This is a genomic window from Mucilaginibacter ximonensis (genome assembly GCF_042686265.1).
In the GTDB taxonomy this organism is placed as follows: Bacteria; Bacteroidota; Bacteroidia; order Sphingobacteriales; family Sphingobacteriaceae; genus Mucilaginibacter; species Mucilaginibacter ximonensis.
In genome coordinates this window covers 1,206,008-1,220,910 of sequence record NZ_JBHUPD010000002.1, presented here as the reverse complement: position 1 = coordinate 1,220,910, position 14,903 = coordinate 1,206,008, and the positions used below count along the sequence as shown (strand labels likewise).

Below are 14,903 nucleotides of genomic sequence, written 5' to 3'. Positions count from 1 at the left end.
CAATGAACATCATCAAAAACAGGGATATTATAGTTGTAGGCCAGCAACCGTGGGATGTGGAAATAGGGAGCAACTGCAAAAATATAGCGCTTGAGTTTAGCCGCAATAACCGGGTATTGTACGTTAATTCGCCGCTTGACAGGATTACCAGGTTCAGGCATCGGGCTGACCCGAAGGTTAAAAAGCGGATAGACATGATTGTGGGGAAAACCGATAACCTCATTCTCATTAAAGAAAACCTGTGGAACTACTATCCTGATGAGATGATCGAATCTATCAACTGGATAAAAAGCGATATCATTTTTAACTGGTTCAATAAATTTAACAATAAGCGTTTTGCCCGCTCCATACAAAAAGCTGTAGATAAGCTGGGCTTTAAAGACGTGATTTTGTTTAATGACAATGATATTTTCAGGTGTTTTTATTTGAAGGATCTGTTAAAGCCGGCCATCAGCATTTATTACTCAAGAGATTATTTGCTGTTTGTTGACTACTGGAAGCTGCATGGCGAAAAGCTGGAACCCGAGCTCATCAAAAAAAGCGATATCTGCGTGGCCAACTCTACTTATCTGGCCAATTATTGCAAGCAGTACAATCCAAAATCATACTACGTTGGGCAGGGCTGTGATCTGGAAGTATTTACGAATAAGCAGCATATACCCGCACCTGATGATATGAAGGATATTCCCAAACCGGTCATCGGTTACGTCGGCGCCTTGCAAAGCATCAGGCTGGATATTGAACTGCTGGCTTACATCGCGCAGCAAAAACCTGAGTGGAACATTGTATTAGTGGGCCCGGAAGACAACGAGTTTAAGGCAAGCAATCTTCACCAGATCAGCAATATTCATTTTTTAGGCGGAAAGGATCCGGATACACTACCGGCTTACATCAACGCATTTGACGTATGCCTTAATCCGCAGTTAATTAACCAGGTGACCATAGGCAATTATCCGCGCAAAATTGATGAATACCTGGCCATGGGCAAACCGGTAGTAGCTACCCGCACGGAAGCCATGAGCGTATTTTCGCAGCACACTTACCTGGGCATAACGAAAGAAGAATATGTTACACTGATCGAAAAAGCAATAGCCGAAGACTCGCCCGAAAAAAGAGAACAGCGCATCCAATTTGCGGCCACCCACAGCTGGGAAAACAACGTGATTGAAATTTATAAAGCCATTATAGCTCAGGGTTTGTAAAACAATAGCTCGGCAGTATGTTTAACATTGCGATAAATCATCCGCACAAAGCCAATAAAAGGGTTGTTGCTTTGCCTAAAGTTACTGCGGGTCATGGTACTTGGTTCGTCGGCGGAGTTGAGTTGATCGAACAGGGACTTGAAATCCTCATAAAACATAGCTTTGCCCTTGTGTTTTAAAAAAGAGAGCGCCATTAAAAACTCGGTGCGGTCGCCTTTTAAACCTTCGCGATAGCGGCCAAATTTTTCAAAAAAGCTACTTCGGCGCAGATGCGGGTGATCGCTATAGCAATGAAACTTGCGATGACCCGGATACCATATTTTAAACAGCATTTCAGAATAACCTTTACGGAAGGGTTTTAGATATGGATATCTGAAATAAGCATAAAAACGAACAAGATCAATATCCTGGCGCTCGTCCATAATATCGAGCGCATCCTGCAGGTGTTCGCCATAGTCAGGCTTGGGGTCAAAATCCTCCTGCACATACAGCGTATAAGGCGTTTTAACGGCGTCCTGACCTTTATTGATATTGTTGCCCAACCCGGCGTTTTTTGGCGTAGTAACGAGGCGGAAATGATATTGCTGTTCTATCGATTTCAAATAATCAACATGCTCGGCCTTACTGCCATCGTCTGACACCACAATATCGCCAAAAACAATACCTTGCGCTGCAAAGCTTTTCAGCAAACGCTCCAACGACTGGCTGCGATTGTAGTGCGTAATTAATAAAGTAATAGTTTTAAACTGTTGCATTTAGTAACGTTTAAAAAGTACATCGCGGGTGCATTTTAGCAGTTTAAATTGCAGGTAAATCGCTCTTGCTGCCAGTGCCAATATATTTTTGCTTTCGCGCCAGCTGCTGCGCCCCATGGTGCTCGGCTCGTCTGACGAATTTTTCTGGTAAAACATTTTGGTAAAACCATCAAAAAAAATGCCTTTACCTTTTTTCTGTATAAAAGAAATTGCCATGCTGTATTCGGTTAGGTCGCCTTTAATACCTTCGCGATAGCGGCCAAATTTTTCAAAGAAATTGCTGCGGCGCAAATGCGGATGGTCACTATAGACATAAAATTTGAGGTGATTATTTGCCCACGGGTAAGGCTTATACACCATTTCAGAAAAGCCCTTGCCGTACGGTTTGGTGTACGGGTATTTAAAGTACGCATAAAAACGGGCTATGTCTAAAGCCTTGTCTTGCTCCATAAACCCAAGCGCATCCTCAAAATGTTGGGGGAATATTTCGCTGGGCTCAAAATCTTCCTGTACATACAACGTATAAGGAGTTTTAACCGCATCCTGGCCCTTATTTATATTATTACCCAAACCCTTGTTTTTGGGCGTTGTTACTAAATTAAAATCAAGTGTTTGTTGCAGTTCTTTAATACGTTCAAGATGCTCGGGCTTGCTGCCATCGTCCGACACTACAATGCCGCCAAAGGAAACATTGAGCGATTGAAATGCGTTTAACAAACGCTCGAGCGATTTACTGCGGTTATAATGTGTAACTAACAATGTAACGTTGTTGAAAGTCATTTCGTGCTAGATCATAATTTATAACAATATGCTAATAATTACTTTTTTTAACGCATATTGTTTGTTAGTGTGCGTTGGTAATTTTTACGAAATATGTGGCAAAAGGTTCTTAGTGTTATCAGAAACAAATATATACTGTCGTTAGCCGGCAATGTCATCATGTCGGGCCTGGGGCTGGTTACCATGACGCTGATATACCGCTCATTAAGTAAAACAGAAGCCGGCACCTGGGTGTTTTTTCAATCAATATTATTATTGGTTGATACACTGCGATCAGGTTTTTTAACTACCGCTTTTATCAAATTTTACTCGGGCGCCACTAGCGAGCGTACCGCAGAAGTATCGGGTTCGGCCTGGTTTTTAGGCATGTGTATAACCGGTGTGCTTATTTTAGCAGGCCTGGGCTCATGTTTGTTTTTGAACGACATTAAGGACGAAGGGTTACTGTTATTCTTCAAATGGTCGCCGGTGTATTATGCCTTTTCGTTACCCTGGTTTTTGGCCACCTGTGTTATACAAGGCGATCAGCATTTTGGCAAGCTGCTTTATATCCGCTTAAGCAATCAGGGCAGCTTTATCGTATTTATCGTGGCGTTAATTATCAGCGGTAAAATCACGCTGCCTTATGTGCTTTTTGCCTACCTGCTTTCAAACTTTATTACCAGCGTTTTTGCCTTCGCCAAAGGCTGGACACGTATTACCGATCTTAAAAACCGCACTACAGCTACGGTTAAAGAAATCTACCATTTTGGTAAATACAGTGTTGGCACTGCTTTAAGTGCCAACATGTTCAGTACGTCTGATACGTTTATCATCAACTTTGTACTTGGTAAACCGGCGCTGGCTATTTATAACCTGGGCCAAACCTTAATGCAGTTGGTAGAAATACCCCTGCGCAGCTTTGCGGTTACCGCCATGCCAGAACTGGCTTCGGCTTACAATCAAAACAACCGCAATGGCGTAATCTACATCATGAAGAAATATGCAGGGATGCTGTCGGTTATGCTAATCCCGGCGGCGCTGATAGGCTGTGCGCTGGCCGACCTTCCGATATACATTATAGGGGGAGGCAAATACGCTGGTACCGAAGCCGCCAATGTATTCAGACTGTTTTTAACCTTCGCCATTATTTTCCCGCCTGACAGGTTCTTTGCCCTGACGCTTGACGTTATCCATCAGCCGAAAATTAACTTTTATAAAGTATTGGTTATGCTGGCCGTAAACATTGGTGCCGACTTTGCCGGCGTGTATTTAACCCACAGCGTTTATGGTATAGCCTTCGCCACCATCATGCCGATATTAACCGGTACCATAATTGGTTTCTGGGCGCTTAACAGGTACAGCAAATTTTCGTTCGGCAGCATTTTTAAGGTTGGGTATGTTGAAAGCCTGGCGCTGATCAAAACATTGCGTAATAAACGTAAACTACAAGCTTAAAACAACGCTTACCATATCCACCAGCCTTTTTTGCCCTGCTTATTATCCGAGTAATTGAAACGCATTTCAATATGTTTGAAAGTCCATGCAGATAAAAAGTAAATCAGTGCATAGTTAACAATAAACAGGTAAGCATAAGCCGAAGGCGGGAATTTCAAAACCCGGATAAACACCACGTTGAACAAGCTCAATATCAACGTGTGGATCATGTAAATAGAATACGAGTATTTGCCGGTATTGTGCAGAAAACTTGATTTTTTTAACAATACAGATACCAGCCCTTTTTCAAAAGCAAAAATCAGGATAGTGAGGAAAAACATCGCCTCAAATATAAATCCGTAGTTTTTGAGATAGTCGCCGTTGCAAACCAGTACAACATTAAGGCCGATAAACGCTATTTCCAGGAAACTGAACAAACCGTTGCTTAGCGTACGCAATATATCTTTAAAATTATTGAACGCTCCAAGGCAAACTACGCCAAGCGAGAAACCGATTATGCCGCGCAGAAAGCCGTAATCAAAAGCATGGGTTAGCTTAAAACCACCGGTAAACCGGTACATAGCAGCGCCAGCCAGCAAGGCTATCACCAGGTAAATAATATTTTTAAATGCACCTAAGTTATTTCGGTTGATGAGCAATATGGTAAAACCAAATACCACATAAGCAATCATCTCAGCACTTATCGACCAGCTGGCTATGTTCCAGCTTACATCATTTATCCCTGGAAACTTTACAGAATTAAGCAAAAACAAATTAGTCAAAAAGGTATAAATATTATTACTTACGTTCTCAACCTTATTTACGTGCACATAACCTGATGCGCTATGTTTTGAAAGCTCAATCAATAAAAACAACAACAACACAACAAAATGCAGCGGATAAAGCCTGAAAAAACGTTTCTTGAAAAAACGTTTTAATTCGACCCCGGTATTTAAATGCTGGTAACTGTAGGCAATTACAAATCCGCTTAATACAAAAAAGAAATCAACAAACAGATCACTGTTATAAATAAAAGCGTTGTTGATGATTGGTGTAGCCGAAAAAGCACTTAGGTGAAATAACACCACCAGGCTTGAAAATATCCCCCTAAAAATGTCGAGCACAGCAAACCGTTCTTTCATTCGGTATGTATTATGATATTAAGTAAATATAGCTTAAGCAGCTTGATTTAGTAGTTTTTTACAATCCATTTTACGCATTTGATCGTAAACAGGTTGTATATTGTATGATTATTTATGAAGCTTGCACACCTTATTTTGGCCCACAGTCAACCTGAACAACTTGAACGGCTTATTATGCGCCTGACACATCCTGACGCCGACATTTATGTCCACCTGGATAAAAAAACGGATATGGCCGGCTTTGAACATTTGGCGCAATTACCCAATGTGTTTTTTATTCAGAACCGGGTTAAGGTTTATTGGGGCTCCTATAATATTGTTCAGGCTACCCTTAACGGTTTTGAAGAAATTCTGCGAGCTGGCAGACCCTATCAGTTTGTTAATTTATTGAGCGGTCAAGACTATCCCCTTACTTCGGCAGAAAATATTCATAGCTATTTGAACGCCAACCCGGACAAAGCGTTTATGAACTACCTGCGCTTTGACCCCGATTGGACCGAAGCTTTGCCCCGTATACACGAGTACCATTTTAATAACCTGCAAATTAAAGGACGCTATACGCTGCAAAAGCTGGTAAACAAAATACTCCCTAAGCGCAAACTGCCGAATAATTTGACACCTGTGGGCCGATCACAATGGTTTACCATACCGCTTCATTTAGTAGAATATATTTTAACCTATTGGAACCAGAACCCCAAACTGCAACGGTTCATTAAACTAACCTGGGCGCCCGACGAGTTTATTTTTCAAACCATATTGTATAACTCGGTTCACAAAGCACAACTGGTAAATGATGATTTACGATACATCGATTGGTCGGCTGGTGGGGTGAGCCCTAAAACATTAACTATAGACGATGCTCAAGCTTTGCTGGCTTCTGGTAAATTATTTGCCCGTAAATTTGATCAGACTAAAGACAGTGCTGTTTTAGATTTACTGGATAAACAGGCTATTGCGCAATAGCCTCATCAAAAGTGTTGTACAGTTTAAAAACGCGGTCTAACCTTATCAATGCAAACAGCTCAGCTATATCTTTTCGCAGGCCCACCAGTATCATATCTTTTTTCTCGGCAATGAGCTGCCTCAACAACGAAACCAGCGCCCCCAGAAATGAGCTATCAATATACTCAACCTGATGCATGTCCAACACCACTCGTTTGGGATGATTTTCAACTAACTGCAGCAATTCGGCTTTAAACGCTTCTGAATTGGTTAAACTTGCTTCGCGTACATTGAGATTTAGCAGCAAATTTTTTTCGTCTTCCTTGAATATACTTATCATACGCTTTCTTTTAAATGGACGCGACCTGTGGCTATTTTAATAATAATGGTTAACGCGATTTATGGTTTTTATTGTACATCGAGCGTACCAAAACATAGATTCCTGCAAACACTATAACAAGCGAAATAAGATCCATCAGGGTTACGCCATCGTCCTGGTTAAAGTAAAATATAGTAAACATTTCAAAGTACGGTGGCGCAGGCATAATGATCATGGCAAAGCCAAGAGTGATCATGATAATGCCTATGATCATCATGATAAGCTTATTGCTACGCTCTGCCTTCAGGTATTTTGTCGATGTTTTGCTATCAAATGAATGCGATTCAAGTAAGGTGCTAAACTCGTCCAGCAACTCTTCCCTTGACGCATCAGTTATCGTATCAATCACTTTAAAAGCTTTCAAATCCTCGGCAGTTGCCATCTTGTTTTCAAAAGCCGCATTTAGTTTGTGTTGATATTGCTTTACCGTTTCGCTGTCAAAATCATTTTCGGCCAGCAGGTTTATCAGTTCGTCAAGCTTTTCCTCTATGGCGTTCTGTTTTTCAGCAGCTGTACGCAAGTGCTCAATTCTATCTTTTCCGTCACTTTGTGTTTTCACTGCGCCATTAATTTTTAATGGTTACCCACTCTTTTACTGAAAAGTCATATTGTTTAATTACCCGTGCAGGGTTGCCGGCAGCAACAGAATAAGGCGGTACATTTTTGGTCACCACCGCGCCGGCCGCTATAACGCTATGTTTGCCTATTGTTACGCCCGAGGTTATTACGCTATTAGCCGCGATCCAGCATTCGTCCTCAACAACTATGGGCGCTACAATGGTTTTTTGCAAACTTATGGGTGTCTCCACATCCCGATATTCATGGTTCAAGCCACTGGCAACAATGTTTTGCGCAAAGATGACGTTATTGCCTATAGTTACCGGACCAATAATCACATTACTCATGCCTATCAGCGTGTTATCGCCAATAAACACATCGCCAACCCCATTGTTGATCGTGCAATAATCCTCGATGGTTGATCTGCTACCCAGCTCAAATTTGTTAAAAGGCAATACATCCATACGTACCCGGCCTATTTTACTGCCTTTACCGCGTTTATGCACAAAAGGGTTAACAAACAGTTTTACCCATAAGCGCGGCCTGGCTTCGCCGGTTGGTATAAGCATCCAGTGGACCAGTTTTTTTAAGGTTGGGTTGCCGTTTATTTTTTCTTTAAGCCCCATAGTATTTATTGCGCCTGTTTACGTTTAGCCTTTTCCCATATAGCGCTTTGGTTACCACTAAGGTACCTGAAAATACCTCTTATAACCGCATAATTCATCATGGTGAAATAATAGGGTATAAAAAATATTTTAACCTTAATTTGGCGCGCCATCAGTATCCACCCTAAAAATGATGTCCCATAAAAAATCACCTGCCCCAGGAGTATCAGCTGATAAATAAAGCTGTCATCTACTTTTAAAACAATCCAGATGTTAAGGATGAAAACAGCAATCATCAGAAACGGAACCACCGTCCAGCGTAATACGCGGTGACTAATGTATTGAAACGAAAGTACCGGCAACTTAAACGGCAGCAACAGGCTTTTTAACCAAATGATAGATTGCAGTCCACCGGCGGCTATTCTGACCTTGCGCTTTAACTCCTCCTTTACATCTTCAGATGCGCTCTCAGAAGCATAGGCTTCAGGCTCGTAAACAATTTTGTAGCCTTTTTCGGCGATTCGCATCGAGATCATAAAATCGTCAATAATTGAATTTGAAGGCACTGGTTGGTACAATTGGGTTCGTACCGAAAACAGCTCACCCGCAGCACCTACTACCGAGTACAACTCAGAGTCCCAGGCTTTCAATTTCGACTCATATTTCCAGTAAAAACCTTCGCCCGCCGTCGCATCGGAGGTCTCCGTAACCGCAACCCGTTTCTCGCCGGCTACGGCACCAACTTTCGGGTCGGCATAGTGGCGGCAAATATTGATCATGGCGTCAGCATTTAGAAAAGTATTAGCGTCGGTAAAAACAATAATATCGGTATCTACGGCATCTTTAGCACGATGTACAGCCGCCATCTTGCCCATGCGCGCATCGCTGTGTAAATGTTTTATCTGCGGATATTTGGCGACGATAGCTGCCGTGCCGTCAGTAGAACCATCGGTCACGAAAATAAACTTTAGCCTTCCAGCTGGATAATTAAGTTCAAGCGTGTTCTGAATTTTTTGCTCCATGAAAGCCTCTTCGTTATAGGCGGCCACAATTAATGTACAGGTGGGTAAATTTTCGGCGGGTGGTAAAACAGGCTTGCCGGATATAAGGCGCTTTATTTTAATCAACACAAAAAGCAGCAAGCCATAGCCTATAAAAGCATAAAAAATAATAAACAGACTTATCCAAAACGCAACAATCATATAGTTTTAATGGGATAACCTAATTTTTTGCTTGTGGTTGTTTGAGTAATATTCCACCAAATAGCCTTTAACAACCATTTAATGTAACCGCTATTACCCTCTTTAATGTAATTTAAAATATTGCGCGGACTTACAATCAGTATAAAGTAAATATAAAACAATACCCGGGCTGCAAAAGGCGCATTGCGCCTGATAAAAAGAATACGGTTACGGTTCATAAAATATTCTTTCAACGCACTCTTCTTCCCTACTGAAACCGACTCTTTATGATAAATAAGCGCCGCCGCGTCCAGCCATACCTCATAGCCAGCCTTTTTAATGTGGTCGCACCAGTCAAGTTCTTCATAATACAAAAAAAAATTTTCGGCCATAGGGCCTGCCTTTTGTATACATTCTTTTCGCACCATCATTGCTGCACCATGTGCGTAGCCGGTTTGCCCTGTCAGATGGTCATACTGCCCTTTATCAACTTCAAACTGACCTATGCAGGTATTGCGGGCTGTAAAATAGTTCATGGATGTGTAGCCCATATATTGCAGCATCTCAGGCTGATCAAAATATCTTATTTTGGGCGACACCATACCTACCTCATCATGATCATCAAGCAATTTCGTGAGCGTATCTACTAAACCGGGCGTAAACTCGGTATCATTATTTACAAAGAACAGATAGTTGCCTTGGGCTTGTTTTATACCAAGGTTGTTGCCGCCGGCAAATCCCAGGTTAACATCTGAGCGTATAAACCGCATGTCGGGATACTTTATCTTCCACCCCGGCACAGGGTTATATTTGCTGCCGTTATCAACAACAATAATTTCAGTAAGCTGCAAATCGGTAGTTGAGTAAATAGAGGCCAATAGCGCTTCAGTAACAGCAGGCTGCTCAAAATTTACCGTAATGACAGACACCAAATTCATTGCGCAGCTTTTATTTGTTTTATCCTCAATCAAACGTTTTCTTTCTGGAACAACGCAGGTATAGTTTTCAGGATCAGTTTCAAGTCGTTTTTGAGGCTGTAAGTTTGCGCATAAACATTATCAAGCATTAACCGCTCGTCTTCGCTCATATCGCCCTTACCGCGTTTTTCTACCTGCCATAAACCGGTTATCCCGGCCGGAGCGGCAAACCGTAAAATATACTTATCTGTGGTCAATTTCTCAGCTTCATAAAGCGGTAAGGGCCTGTTACCCACAATGCTCATATCGCCAATAATAACGTTCCATAACTGGGGCAGCTCATCTATACTGGTATTACGTATAAAGGCACCTACCTTAGTTATACGCGGATCATTCTTAATTTTAAAAAACGCAGAACCCGCACTGGCTTTCTTGGTGTACTGAAACTCTTTCTCGCATAGCTGAACGTTATCTGCAAAAATTGGGTACTGGCATTTGCCATAGCCAATGCACTGTTCGCACAAGCCATGGTCAACTATTGGTTTTTTAGTCCCGTCGCCAGCATCAATATCATATTGGTTAAGGTGTTTCAGGTCTTTAATGCGTTGATCGGCGTTAACGTACATCGACCTGAATTTATAGAATTTAAAAACCCGGTAACCGGTGCCAACACGTAAAGAGTAATAAAAAGCCGGCCCTTTTGATTCAAGCCTGATTAATATATAAACAATCAAAAACAGTGGTGACAATACCAGCAAAGCGCCACCGGCAAATATTAAATCGAATATGCGTTTACTTAACTCGATCTTGCGTATAGATGCAGTTGTTTCAATGTTATTTTTTAACCCTTCCCAGTTGTCTATTAAAAAATCTACACGTTTTTCTATCCGGGCGGCCGATCTGAGCGGCAACCTGAAAACGTCGGTAACGCCTCCCTCTAAGGCCAGCTTTCGTAAATTGGCGTTTAAATGGTTTACTACCAGAAAAAACGGAACAGAAGGCAGTTCTCTTTTTTTTAATGTTTCAACCAGGGTTAATCCAGCGGTGCCCATTATTTCGCTATTAGATATAATAGCCACGATAGGTAACTTTTCAGCCACCCAGGCGGAAACCATTTTCAACGCATTTTCAAAATGCACCGTTTGTCTGTTTCCAAAATTATATTCAGCAAAAGCGGCGGTAAGATTGCTATCAAACCCAATCAGGGCAATTATCGGTGCGCCGGAGCCCAAAGCAATTTCGCTCATAAATCAGCTGTTAATTTACCGCTACGTCTTAAAACAACCCTGATCCTCGACTGTAGCTCGGCCGGGTTAAATGGTTTAACTATAAAATCGTCGGCGCCCGTATCCAGGCACTTTATACGCTTTTCAGAACTTTCTTCGCCAGAAAGGATAATGATAGGAACTGAATTAAAAAAATCGCTTAGCTTAACCTGTTCAATCAACCCCAAACCGCCTAATTTTGGTGTGTTTAAGTCAGATATGATCAGATCAGGCAGATTTCCGCTTTGCATAAATGCCAATGCATCCATACCCGTAGGCTTTATAATTATCTCGTAAGTTTTACTCAGAAACTTTTGTAATATGGCCTGCATAAACTCGTCATCCTCAACTATAAGGATCTTTATCTGGCTGGTGTTTGAAAAAGTTGTCATACTTTCAATTTAGATATCGCACAATACTGATAAGCTCTTTATACGTAATTGGCAATATTTTGGTTAGCACTTTAAACAAAAGAATTAACCAAAATATTACCAAAAGGTTATTTGATATTGAACAAGCGTTTTGACCTTTTGAGTATGGCTTTCCACAGCCCGCCGTCAATTTGTATCCTGCGGTCGGTTGTCCACACAACAGCATTATGTTTATTTACACGATACATTTTACCAAAGCCTTTTTTAGTTAGTTTCAGGGCCAGATACCCATCTTCGTTGGTACCGGGCGGATGATTGAATCCGTCAACCTGCAAGCCTTGCTCTCTCCTGAAACCCGAGTTAAAACCATATACATTAACTGCCTCGGTTTTTTTGAATTTATTGTAAAACCGGGTCAAATCGGCCAGCATCTCATAAAAATAATAGGTTACGCGTCCGGTACTTCCAATAGGGATAAATGAAAAAATCCCGTAAGTTATGGCCACACCTTCGTTATTGATCAAAGGTTTGGTCATCTCTTCAATCCAGTCTTTGGGGTAAATGGTATCGGCATCAGCGTTAAGAATATACTTGCCTCTAGCCTCTTTAAGCCCACGGTTGCGGGCATTGGTAATACCTTGGTTGGGTTCATCGACACAGATAACACCACAGGCTTTAACCAACGGGCCTGTATTGTCTTTTGAATTGTTGTTAACCACAATAATTTCAACAGGATTACTGGTTTTATTATTACAAAGCGAGGCTAACGTAGGTACTATATTCTCCTCTTCGTTATATGCCGGTATTACCACTGATATCAGCGGGGCTGCGGTGGCTAAGTTAACCTGATAGGCCGTCTTTACAGCTTCAAGCGTAGCGGCATCGTCACGGTTTAGCTGCAGATAATTTTTGATATAAGTTGGAATAAAAATTGGTTTCATAAAATATATGCCCCCATTATTATAAAAGGCCTTATCCGCTTTAACGAAAATTACCGGCTAACAGTTGCAGTTAAAGCCGTTTAAAGTGAGTATGTCTAATTAAAAACTTACAAAGAAATATCCTATTTGTTTTAAAGAATATGACATGTGCAATACTAACCAGCCGGGTAATTGGTAAAAACCGAAAAAGCCGCATCATTGATGCGGCTTTTTCGGTTCAACTATAAAGTTCAGTTATTTAGCGTAAATATTGCCGGTATTACGATACCCTGCGGCGGTATTGCTATACCAATCGGTATAAAGTGTTCCACCTGATTGAGCCCAGTCGGCAAAGTGCAGATAGGTTTGATTAATATCAATTGTTTCAATCGGGTAACTAAATGTATCTGTAAAGTTTAAAGCCCACGGTTGATTATTGGCCGACAGATAATACTTATTGCCTGAAACACTTGTTTTATCGTCATCAGTTCCAAAATACTTGGTATCAGCTTTATCGGTTGGTAAATACCCTGGCAGGTGAACTTCGTAGCCGCGGCGAAGATTACTGATCAGGAACGGGTTGAACGCCGACGCCTGCAGGCTGGAAGCATCAACCGGCGAAGTAAAGTTTACGGTTACCGAAGCGGTTGTACCCGTTACCTTATCTTTTGAATTCATGGTATTTACAAAGAATGAATAATCCTGGTTATGAATCATCAGGTCATGATTATCAAAAGGTATAATAACAGCTTTGCTTTGGCCGGCTTCTACGCCATTGGCAGCAAGCGAGATATAAGAACCCGGAGACAATAGGTAACCACTAACAGACTGTACAGCCGACGCACTTACCGGCAATTGCACACCAAACCCATTTTTAAACGAGGCGCCCGCAGCAGCTACTTTAAAATCGCCGGTCATGTTTACCACCTGGTTTTTGGCATTGCTTACAAAAGTGTAACGATAGTTTACCACCAGATCATTAAAGTCAAAGTCGCCTTTTTTAGGCCAGTTATCTTCAAAAGCAATTGTGGCGTAGCTGTTTTGTGATGGATAATAGTTAATGTATGCTTTAGTAGCGTCGTTCGGGAAAGCGTCCTGAGTGTCAAGCACGCCGTCGCCGTCAGTATCGCCACCATTATCAACAGCTGCTACGTTTGTATTACTTATTGCAGTAATTGGGTTTGAAGTAGCATATACCACAAGGTCGTTAAAGTCGTTATCTGAACTTGTTCTGTTCTGATCCTCAAAACCCATTAAGTATAATTTATGAACGTCATCATACAATATCACTGAGTGCTGACGTAACGAACTGCTGGTTTCAGGGTTAAAGCTGTTTTGGCTGTAAAATTTAGTAGCGCTTGTGCTAACGCCGCTACCGGTCCAGGCGTTTTGCAACAATACAAAAGCCACTGTAGTTCCGGCATCAAAAGTACCCAACTTAACTTTATCGCCCGATTTCAGGCCCCCGCCTGAACCAGCGGTTGAAGCGTTAGGAAAGATGTAAGTTATTTTGTCAATACCGCCAAAAAGCGTACCGCCGCTTGCCTGTGTCGGCGGATTGTTAGTGTTATAAGTGTAATAAGCCAGCGTGTTTTCAAAACCGGCGCCTTCAGACACAAAAGTTACCCATACATCAGCTTTAGCGGTAATATTGATGGTGTTTACTTTGTTTGTGAGGTAATCAGGGTGACTGGTAGACAGCGGTACGCCTTCAGGCAATGACGCGTTTACGTAAGAAAGCAATGAGGCGTCAATTACATCACCGGTAGCCTCAAGATATGCTGGGCGACCCAAATTTTTAGGCGAAGTAAACGCGTTTGAAGAGGTGTAACCATTTGGATAAACAAAATCGGTGCTTAGTAGTGAATTAGTTTTTGCTGAGCCGGTAGCATTGGTGTCTATATTATTGACCGGATCTGCAATGATGTCTCCGCCATAGCCGTTTTTGCCTCCGATGATTACATTAACACTACCATTGTTAATGGCAGCCGTTGCGTTACGCAACAAACCAATATAGGCGGGGTCTATTACCAGTTTGGTAAAGTAGGCCGGCACAGTGACAGTGGCGGTTATGGTACCCGATGAATTAGTTACACCTTTAAATAAGGGATTGCCGGTATTAACATTTTCGGGCGCATAAATGCTGACAACAATACCCGGCAAAGCCTGGTCATTATTGGTACGCAACGTGATGTTAACGTTAATATTTTTTGAGGTTGAGAAATTAAAACCGTCTGGTGCGATTTTATTTACCGGCGGGTTATTACTTCCGCCTTTATTTGAATTATCTTTTTTACATGAAGTAAAAGCAGATAACCCAGCCAGGATTACAAGAGTGTATAGTCTTCTCATTGCTTAATTGAAATGATTGATTTTTAACTGAAAGTTCTTTTACGTATCTCAGCAAAAAAGGTTCCAATCAAAAAAAATCACACAATTAATTAATAATGAATAACATAACTAAATATAA

At 41.6% G+C, this 14,903-nt stretch carries 15 protein-coding genes; 3 read left to right on the top strand and 12 right to left on the bottom strand.

What is annotated here, in order from left to right; translation table 11 throughout:
* Positions 1–2: 2 nt before the first annotated feature.
* Positions 3–1,202, top strand: a complete 1,200-nt coding sequence (locus ACFS5N_RS12985) for a glycosyltransferase (RefSeq protein ID WP_377186073.1) — start codon at positions 3–5, stop codon at positions 1,200–1,202.
* On the opposite strand, the gene ACFS5N_RS12980 is transcribed toward ACFS5N_RS12985, so the two are convergent.
* Both ACFS5N_RS12980 and ACFS5N_RS12975 read right to left on the bottom strand, forming a co-directional pair.
* The gene (locus ACFS5N_RS12980) at positions 1,190–1,957 is read right to left on the bottom strand and encodes a glycosyltransferase family 2 protein (protein WP_377186071.1); all 768 of its coding nucleotides are present in this window, start codon (positions 1,955–1,957) and stop codon (positions 1,190–1,192) included. The two genes, ACFS5N_RS12985 and ACFS5N_RS12980, sit on opposite strands and share 13 nt — an antisense overlap.
* Positions 1,958–2,737: a glycosyltransferase gene (locus tag ACFS5N_RS12975; protein WP_377186069.1), complete on the bottom strand. Its 780-nt coding sequence runs from the start codon at positions 2,735–2,737 to the stop codon at positions 1,958–1,960.
* Between the two features lie 93 nt (positions 2,738–2,830).
* Here ACFS5N_RS12975 and ACFS5N_RS12970 point away from each other — a divergent pair, with 93 nt between their 5' ends.
* Positions 2,831–4,174 (top strand): oligosaccharide flippase family protein, encoded by a 1,344-nt coding sequence (locus ACFS5N_RS12970; protein WP_377186067.1) that lies wholly within the window; start codon positions 2,831–2,833, stop codon positions 4,172–4,174.
* An 8-nt stretch (positions 4,175–4,182) separates the two neighbouring features.
* Here ACFS5N_RS12970 and ACFS5N_RS12965 read toward each other — a convergent pair whose 3' ends face one another.
* Positions 4,183–5,295 (bottom strand): acyltransferase family protein, encoded by a 1,113-nt coding sequence (locus ACFS5N_RS12965; RefSeq protein ID WP_377186065.1) that lies wholly within the window; start codon positions 5,293–5,295, stop codon positions 4,183–4,185.
* Between the two features lie 114 nt (positions 5,296–5,409).
* Between ACFS5N_RS12965 and ACFS5N_RS12960 the strand changes: the two genes are divergently transcribed.
* Positions 5,410–6,258, top strand: a complete 849-nt coding sequence (locus tag ACFS5N_RS12960) for a beta-1,6-N-acetylglucosaminyltransferase (protein WP_377186063.1) — start codon at positions 5,410–5,412, stop codon at positions 6,256–6,258.
* On the opposite strand, the gene ACFS5N_RS12955 is transcribed toward ACFS5N_RS12960, so the two are convergent.
* The 9 genes from ACFS5N_RS12955 to ACFS5N_RS12915 form a co-directional block, all read right to left on the bottom strand.
* Complete coding sequence (locus ACFS5N_RS12955; RefSeq protein ID WP_377186061.1) at positions 6,245–6,577, bottom strand: STAS domain-containing protein; 333 nt, start codon at positions 6,575–6,577, stop codon at positions 6,245–6,247. The genes ACFS5N_RS12960 and ACFS5N_RS12955 overlap by 14 nt on opposite strands.
* A gap of 49 nt (positions 6,578–6,626) precedes the next feature.
* Positions 6,627–7,175, bottom strand: a complete 549-nt coding sequence (locus tag ACFS5N_RS12950; protein WP_377186059.1) for a hypothetical protein — start codon at positions 7,173–7,175, stop codon at positions 6,627–6,629.
* Between the two features lie 7 nt (positions 7,176–7,182).
* Positions 7,183–7,800 carry an acyltransferase gene (locus ACFS5N_RS12945; protein WP_377186057.1) on the bottom strand — a complete coding sequence of 206 codons (618 nt, stop codon included), beginning with the start codon at positions 7,798–7,800 and terminating at the stop codon, positions 7,183–7,185.
* Between the two features lie 5 nt (positions 7,801–7,805).
* Entirely contained in the window at positions 7,806–8,981 is a 1,176-nt protein-coding gene (locus ACFS5N_RS12940) for a glycosyltransferase family 2 protein (RefSeq protein ID WP_377186055.1), read from the bottom strand.
* Positions 8,978–9,898: a glycosyltransferase family 2 protein gene (locus ACFS5N_RS12935; RefSeq protein WP_377186053.1), complete on the bottom strand. Its 921-nt coding sequence runs from the start codon at positions 9,896–9,898 to the stop codon at positions 8,978–8,980. Before ACFS5N_RS12935 ends, ACFS5N_RS12940 begins: the two co-directional genes overlap by 4 nt.
* 29 nt (positions 9,899–9,927) lie before the next feature.
* Positions 9,928–11,124 carry a sugar transferase gene (locus tag ACFS5N_RS12930; protein ID WP_377186051.1) on the bottom strand — a complete coding sequence of 399 codons (1,197 nt, stop codon included), beginning with the start codon at positions 11,122–11,124 and terminating at the stop codon, positions 9,928–9,930.
* Positions 11,121–11,534, bottom strand: coding sequence for a response regulator transcription factor (locus ACFS5N_RS12925; RefSeq protein WP_377186049.1), 414 nt, complete (start codon positions 11,532–11,534; stop codon positions 11,121–11,123). The genes ACFS5N_RS12930 and ACFS5N_RS12925 overlap by 4 nt, the downstream gene beginning before the upstream one ends.
* 107 nt (positions 11,535–11,641) lie before the next feature.
* A complete protein-coding gene (locus ACFS5N_RS12920; RefSeq protein ID WP_377186047.1) occupies positions 11,642–12,454 on the bottom strand; it encodes a glycosyltransferase family 2 protein in 813 nt (270 codons plus the stop codon).
* 234 nt (positions 12,455–12,688) lie between these two features.
* A complete protein-coding gene (locus ACFS5N_RS12915; protein WP_377186046.1) occupies positions 12,689–14,785 on the bottom strand; it encodes an LruC domain-containing protein in 2,097 nt (698 codons plus the stop codon).
* Positions 14,786–14,903 lie beyond the last annotated feature (118 nt).

Bases quoted from the DNA above. Each gene is read 5' to 3' on its own strand.
- ACFS5N_RS12985 (WP_377186073.1), top strand. From the start codon at position 3: ATGAACATCATCAAAAACAGGGATATTATAGTTGTAGGCCAGCAACCG.
- ACFS5N_RS12980 (WP_377186071.1), bottom strand. From the start codon at position 1,957: ATGCAACAGTTTAAAACTATTACTTTATTAATTACGCACTACAATCGC.
- ACFS5N_RS12975 (WP_377186069.1), bottom strand. From the start codon at position 2,737: ATGACTTTCAACAACGTTACATTGTTAGTTACACATTATAACCGCAGT.
- ACFS5N_RS12970 (WP_377186067.1), top strand. From the start codon at position 2,831: ATGTGGCAAAAGGTTCTTAGTGTTATCAGAAACAAATATATACTGTCG.
- ACFS5N_RS12965 (WP_377186065.1), bottom strand. From the start codon at position 5,295: ATGAAAGAACGGTTTGCTGTGCTCGACATTTTTAGGGGGATATTTTCA.
- ACFS5N_RS12960 (WP_377186063.1), top strand. From the start codon at position 5,410: ATGAAGCTTGCACACCTTATTTTGGCCCACAGTCAACCTGAACAACTT.
- ACFS5N_RS12955 (WP_377186061.1), bottom strand. From the start codon at position 6,577: ATGATAAGTATATTCAAGGAAGACGAAAAAAATTTGCTGCTAAATCTC.
- ACFS5N_RS12945 (WP_377186057.1), bottom strand. From the start codon at position 7,800: ATGGGGCTTAAAGAAAAAATAAACGGCAACCCAACCTTAAAAAAACTG.
- ACFS5N_RS12940 (WP_377186055.1), bottom strand. From the start codon at position 8,981: ATGATTGTTGCGTTTTGGATAAGTCTGTTTATTATTTTTTATGCTTTT.
- ACFS5N_RS12935 (WP_377186053.1), bottom strand. From the start codon at position 9,898: ATGAATTTGGTGTCTGTCATTACGGTAAATTTTGAGCAGCCTGCTGTT.
- ACFS5N_RS12930 (WP_377186051.1), bottom strand. From the start codon at position 11,124: ATGAGCGAAATTGCTTTGGGCTCCGGCGCACCGATAATTGCCCTGATT.
- ACFS5N_RS12925 (WP_377186049.1), bottom strand. From the start codon at position 11,534: ATGACAACTTTTTCAAACACCAGCCAGATAAAGATCCTTATAGTTGAG.
- ACFS5N_RS12920 (WP_377186047.1), bottom strand. From the start codon at position 12,454: ATGAAACCAATTTTTATTCCAACTTATATCAAAAATTATCTGCAGCTA.
- ACFS5N_RS12915 (WP_377186046.1), bottom strand. From the start codon at position 14,785: ATGAGAAGACTATACACTCTTGTAATCCTGGCTGGGTTATCTGCTTTT.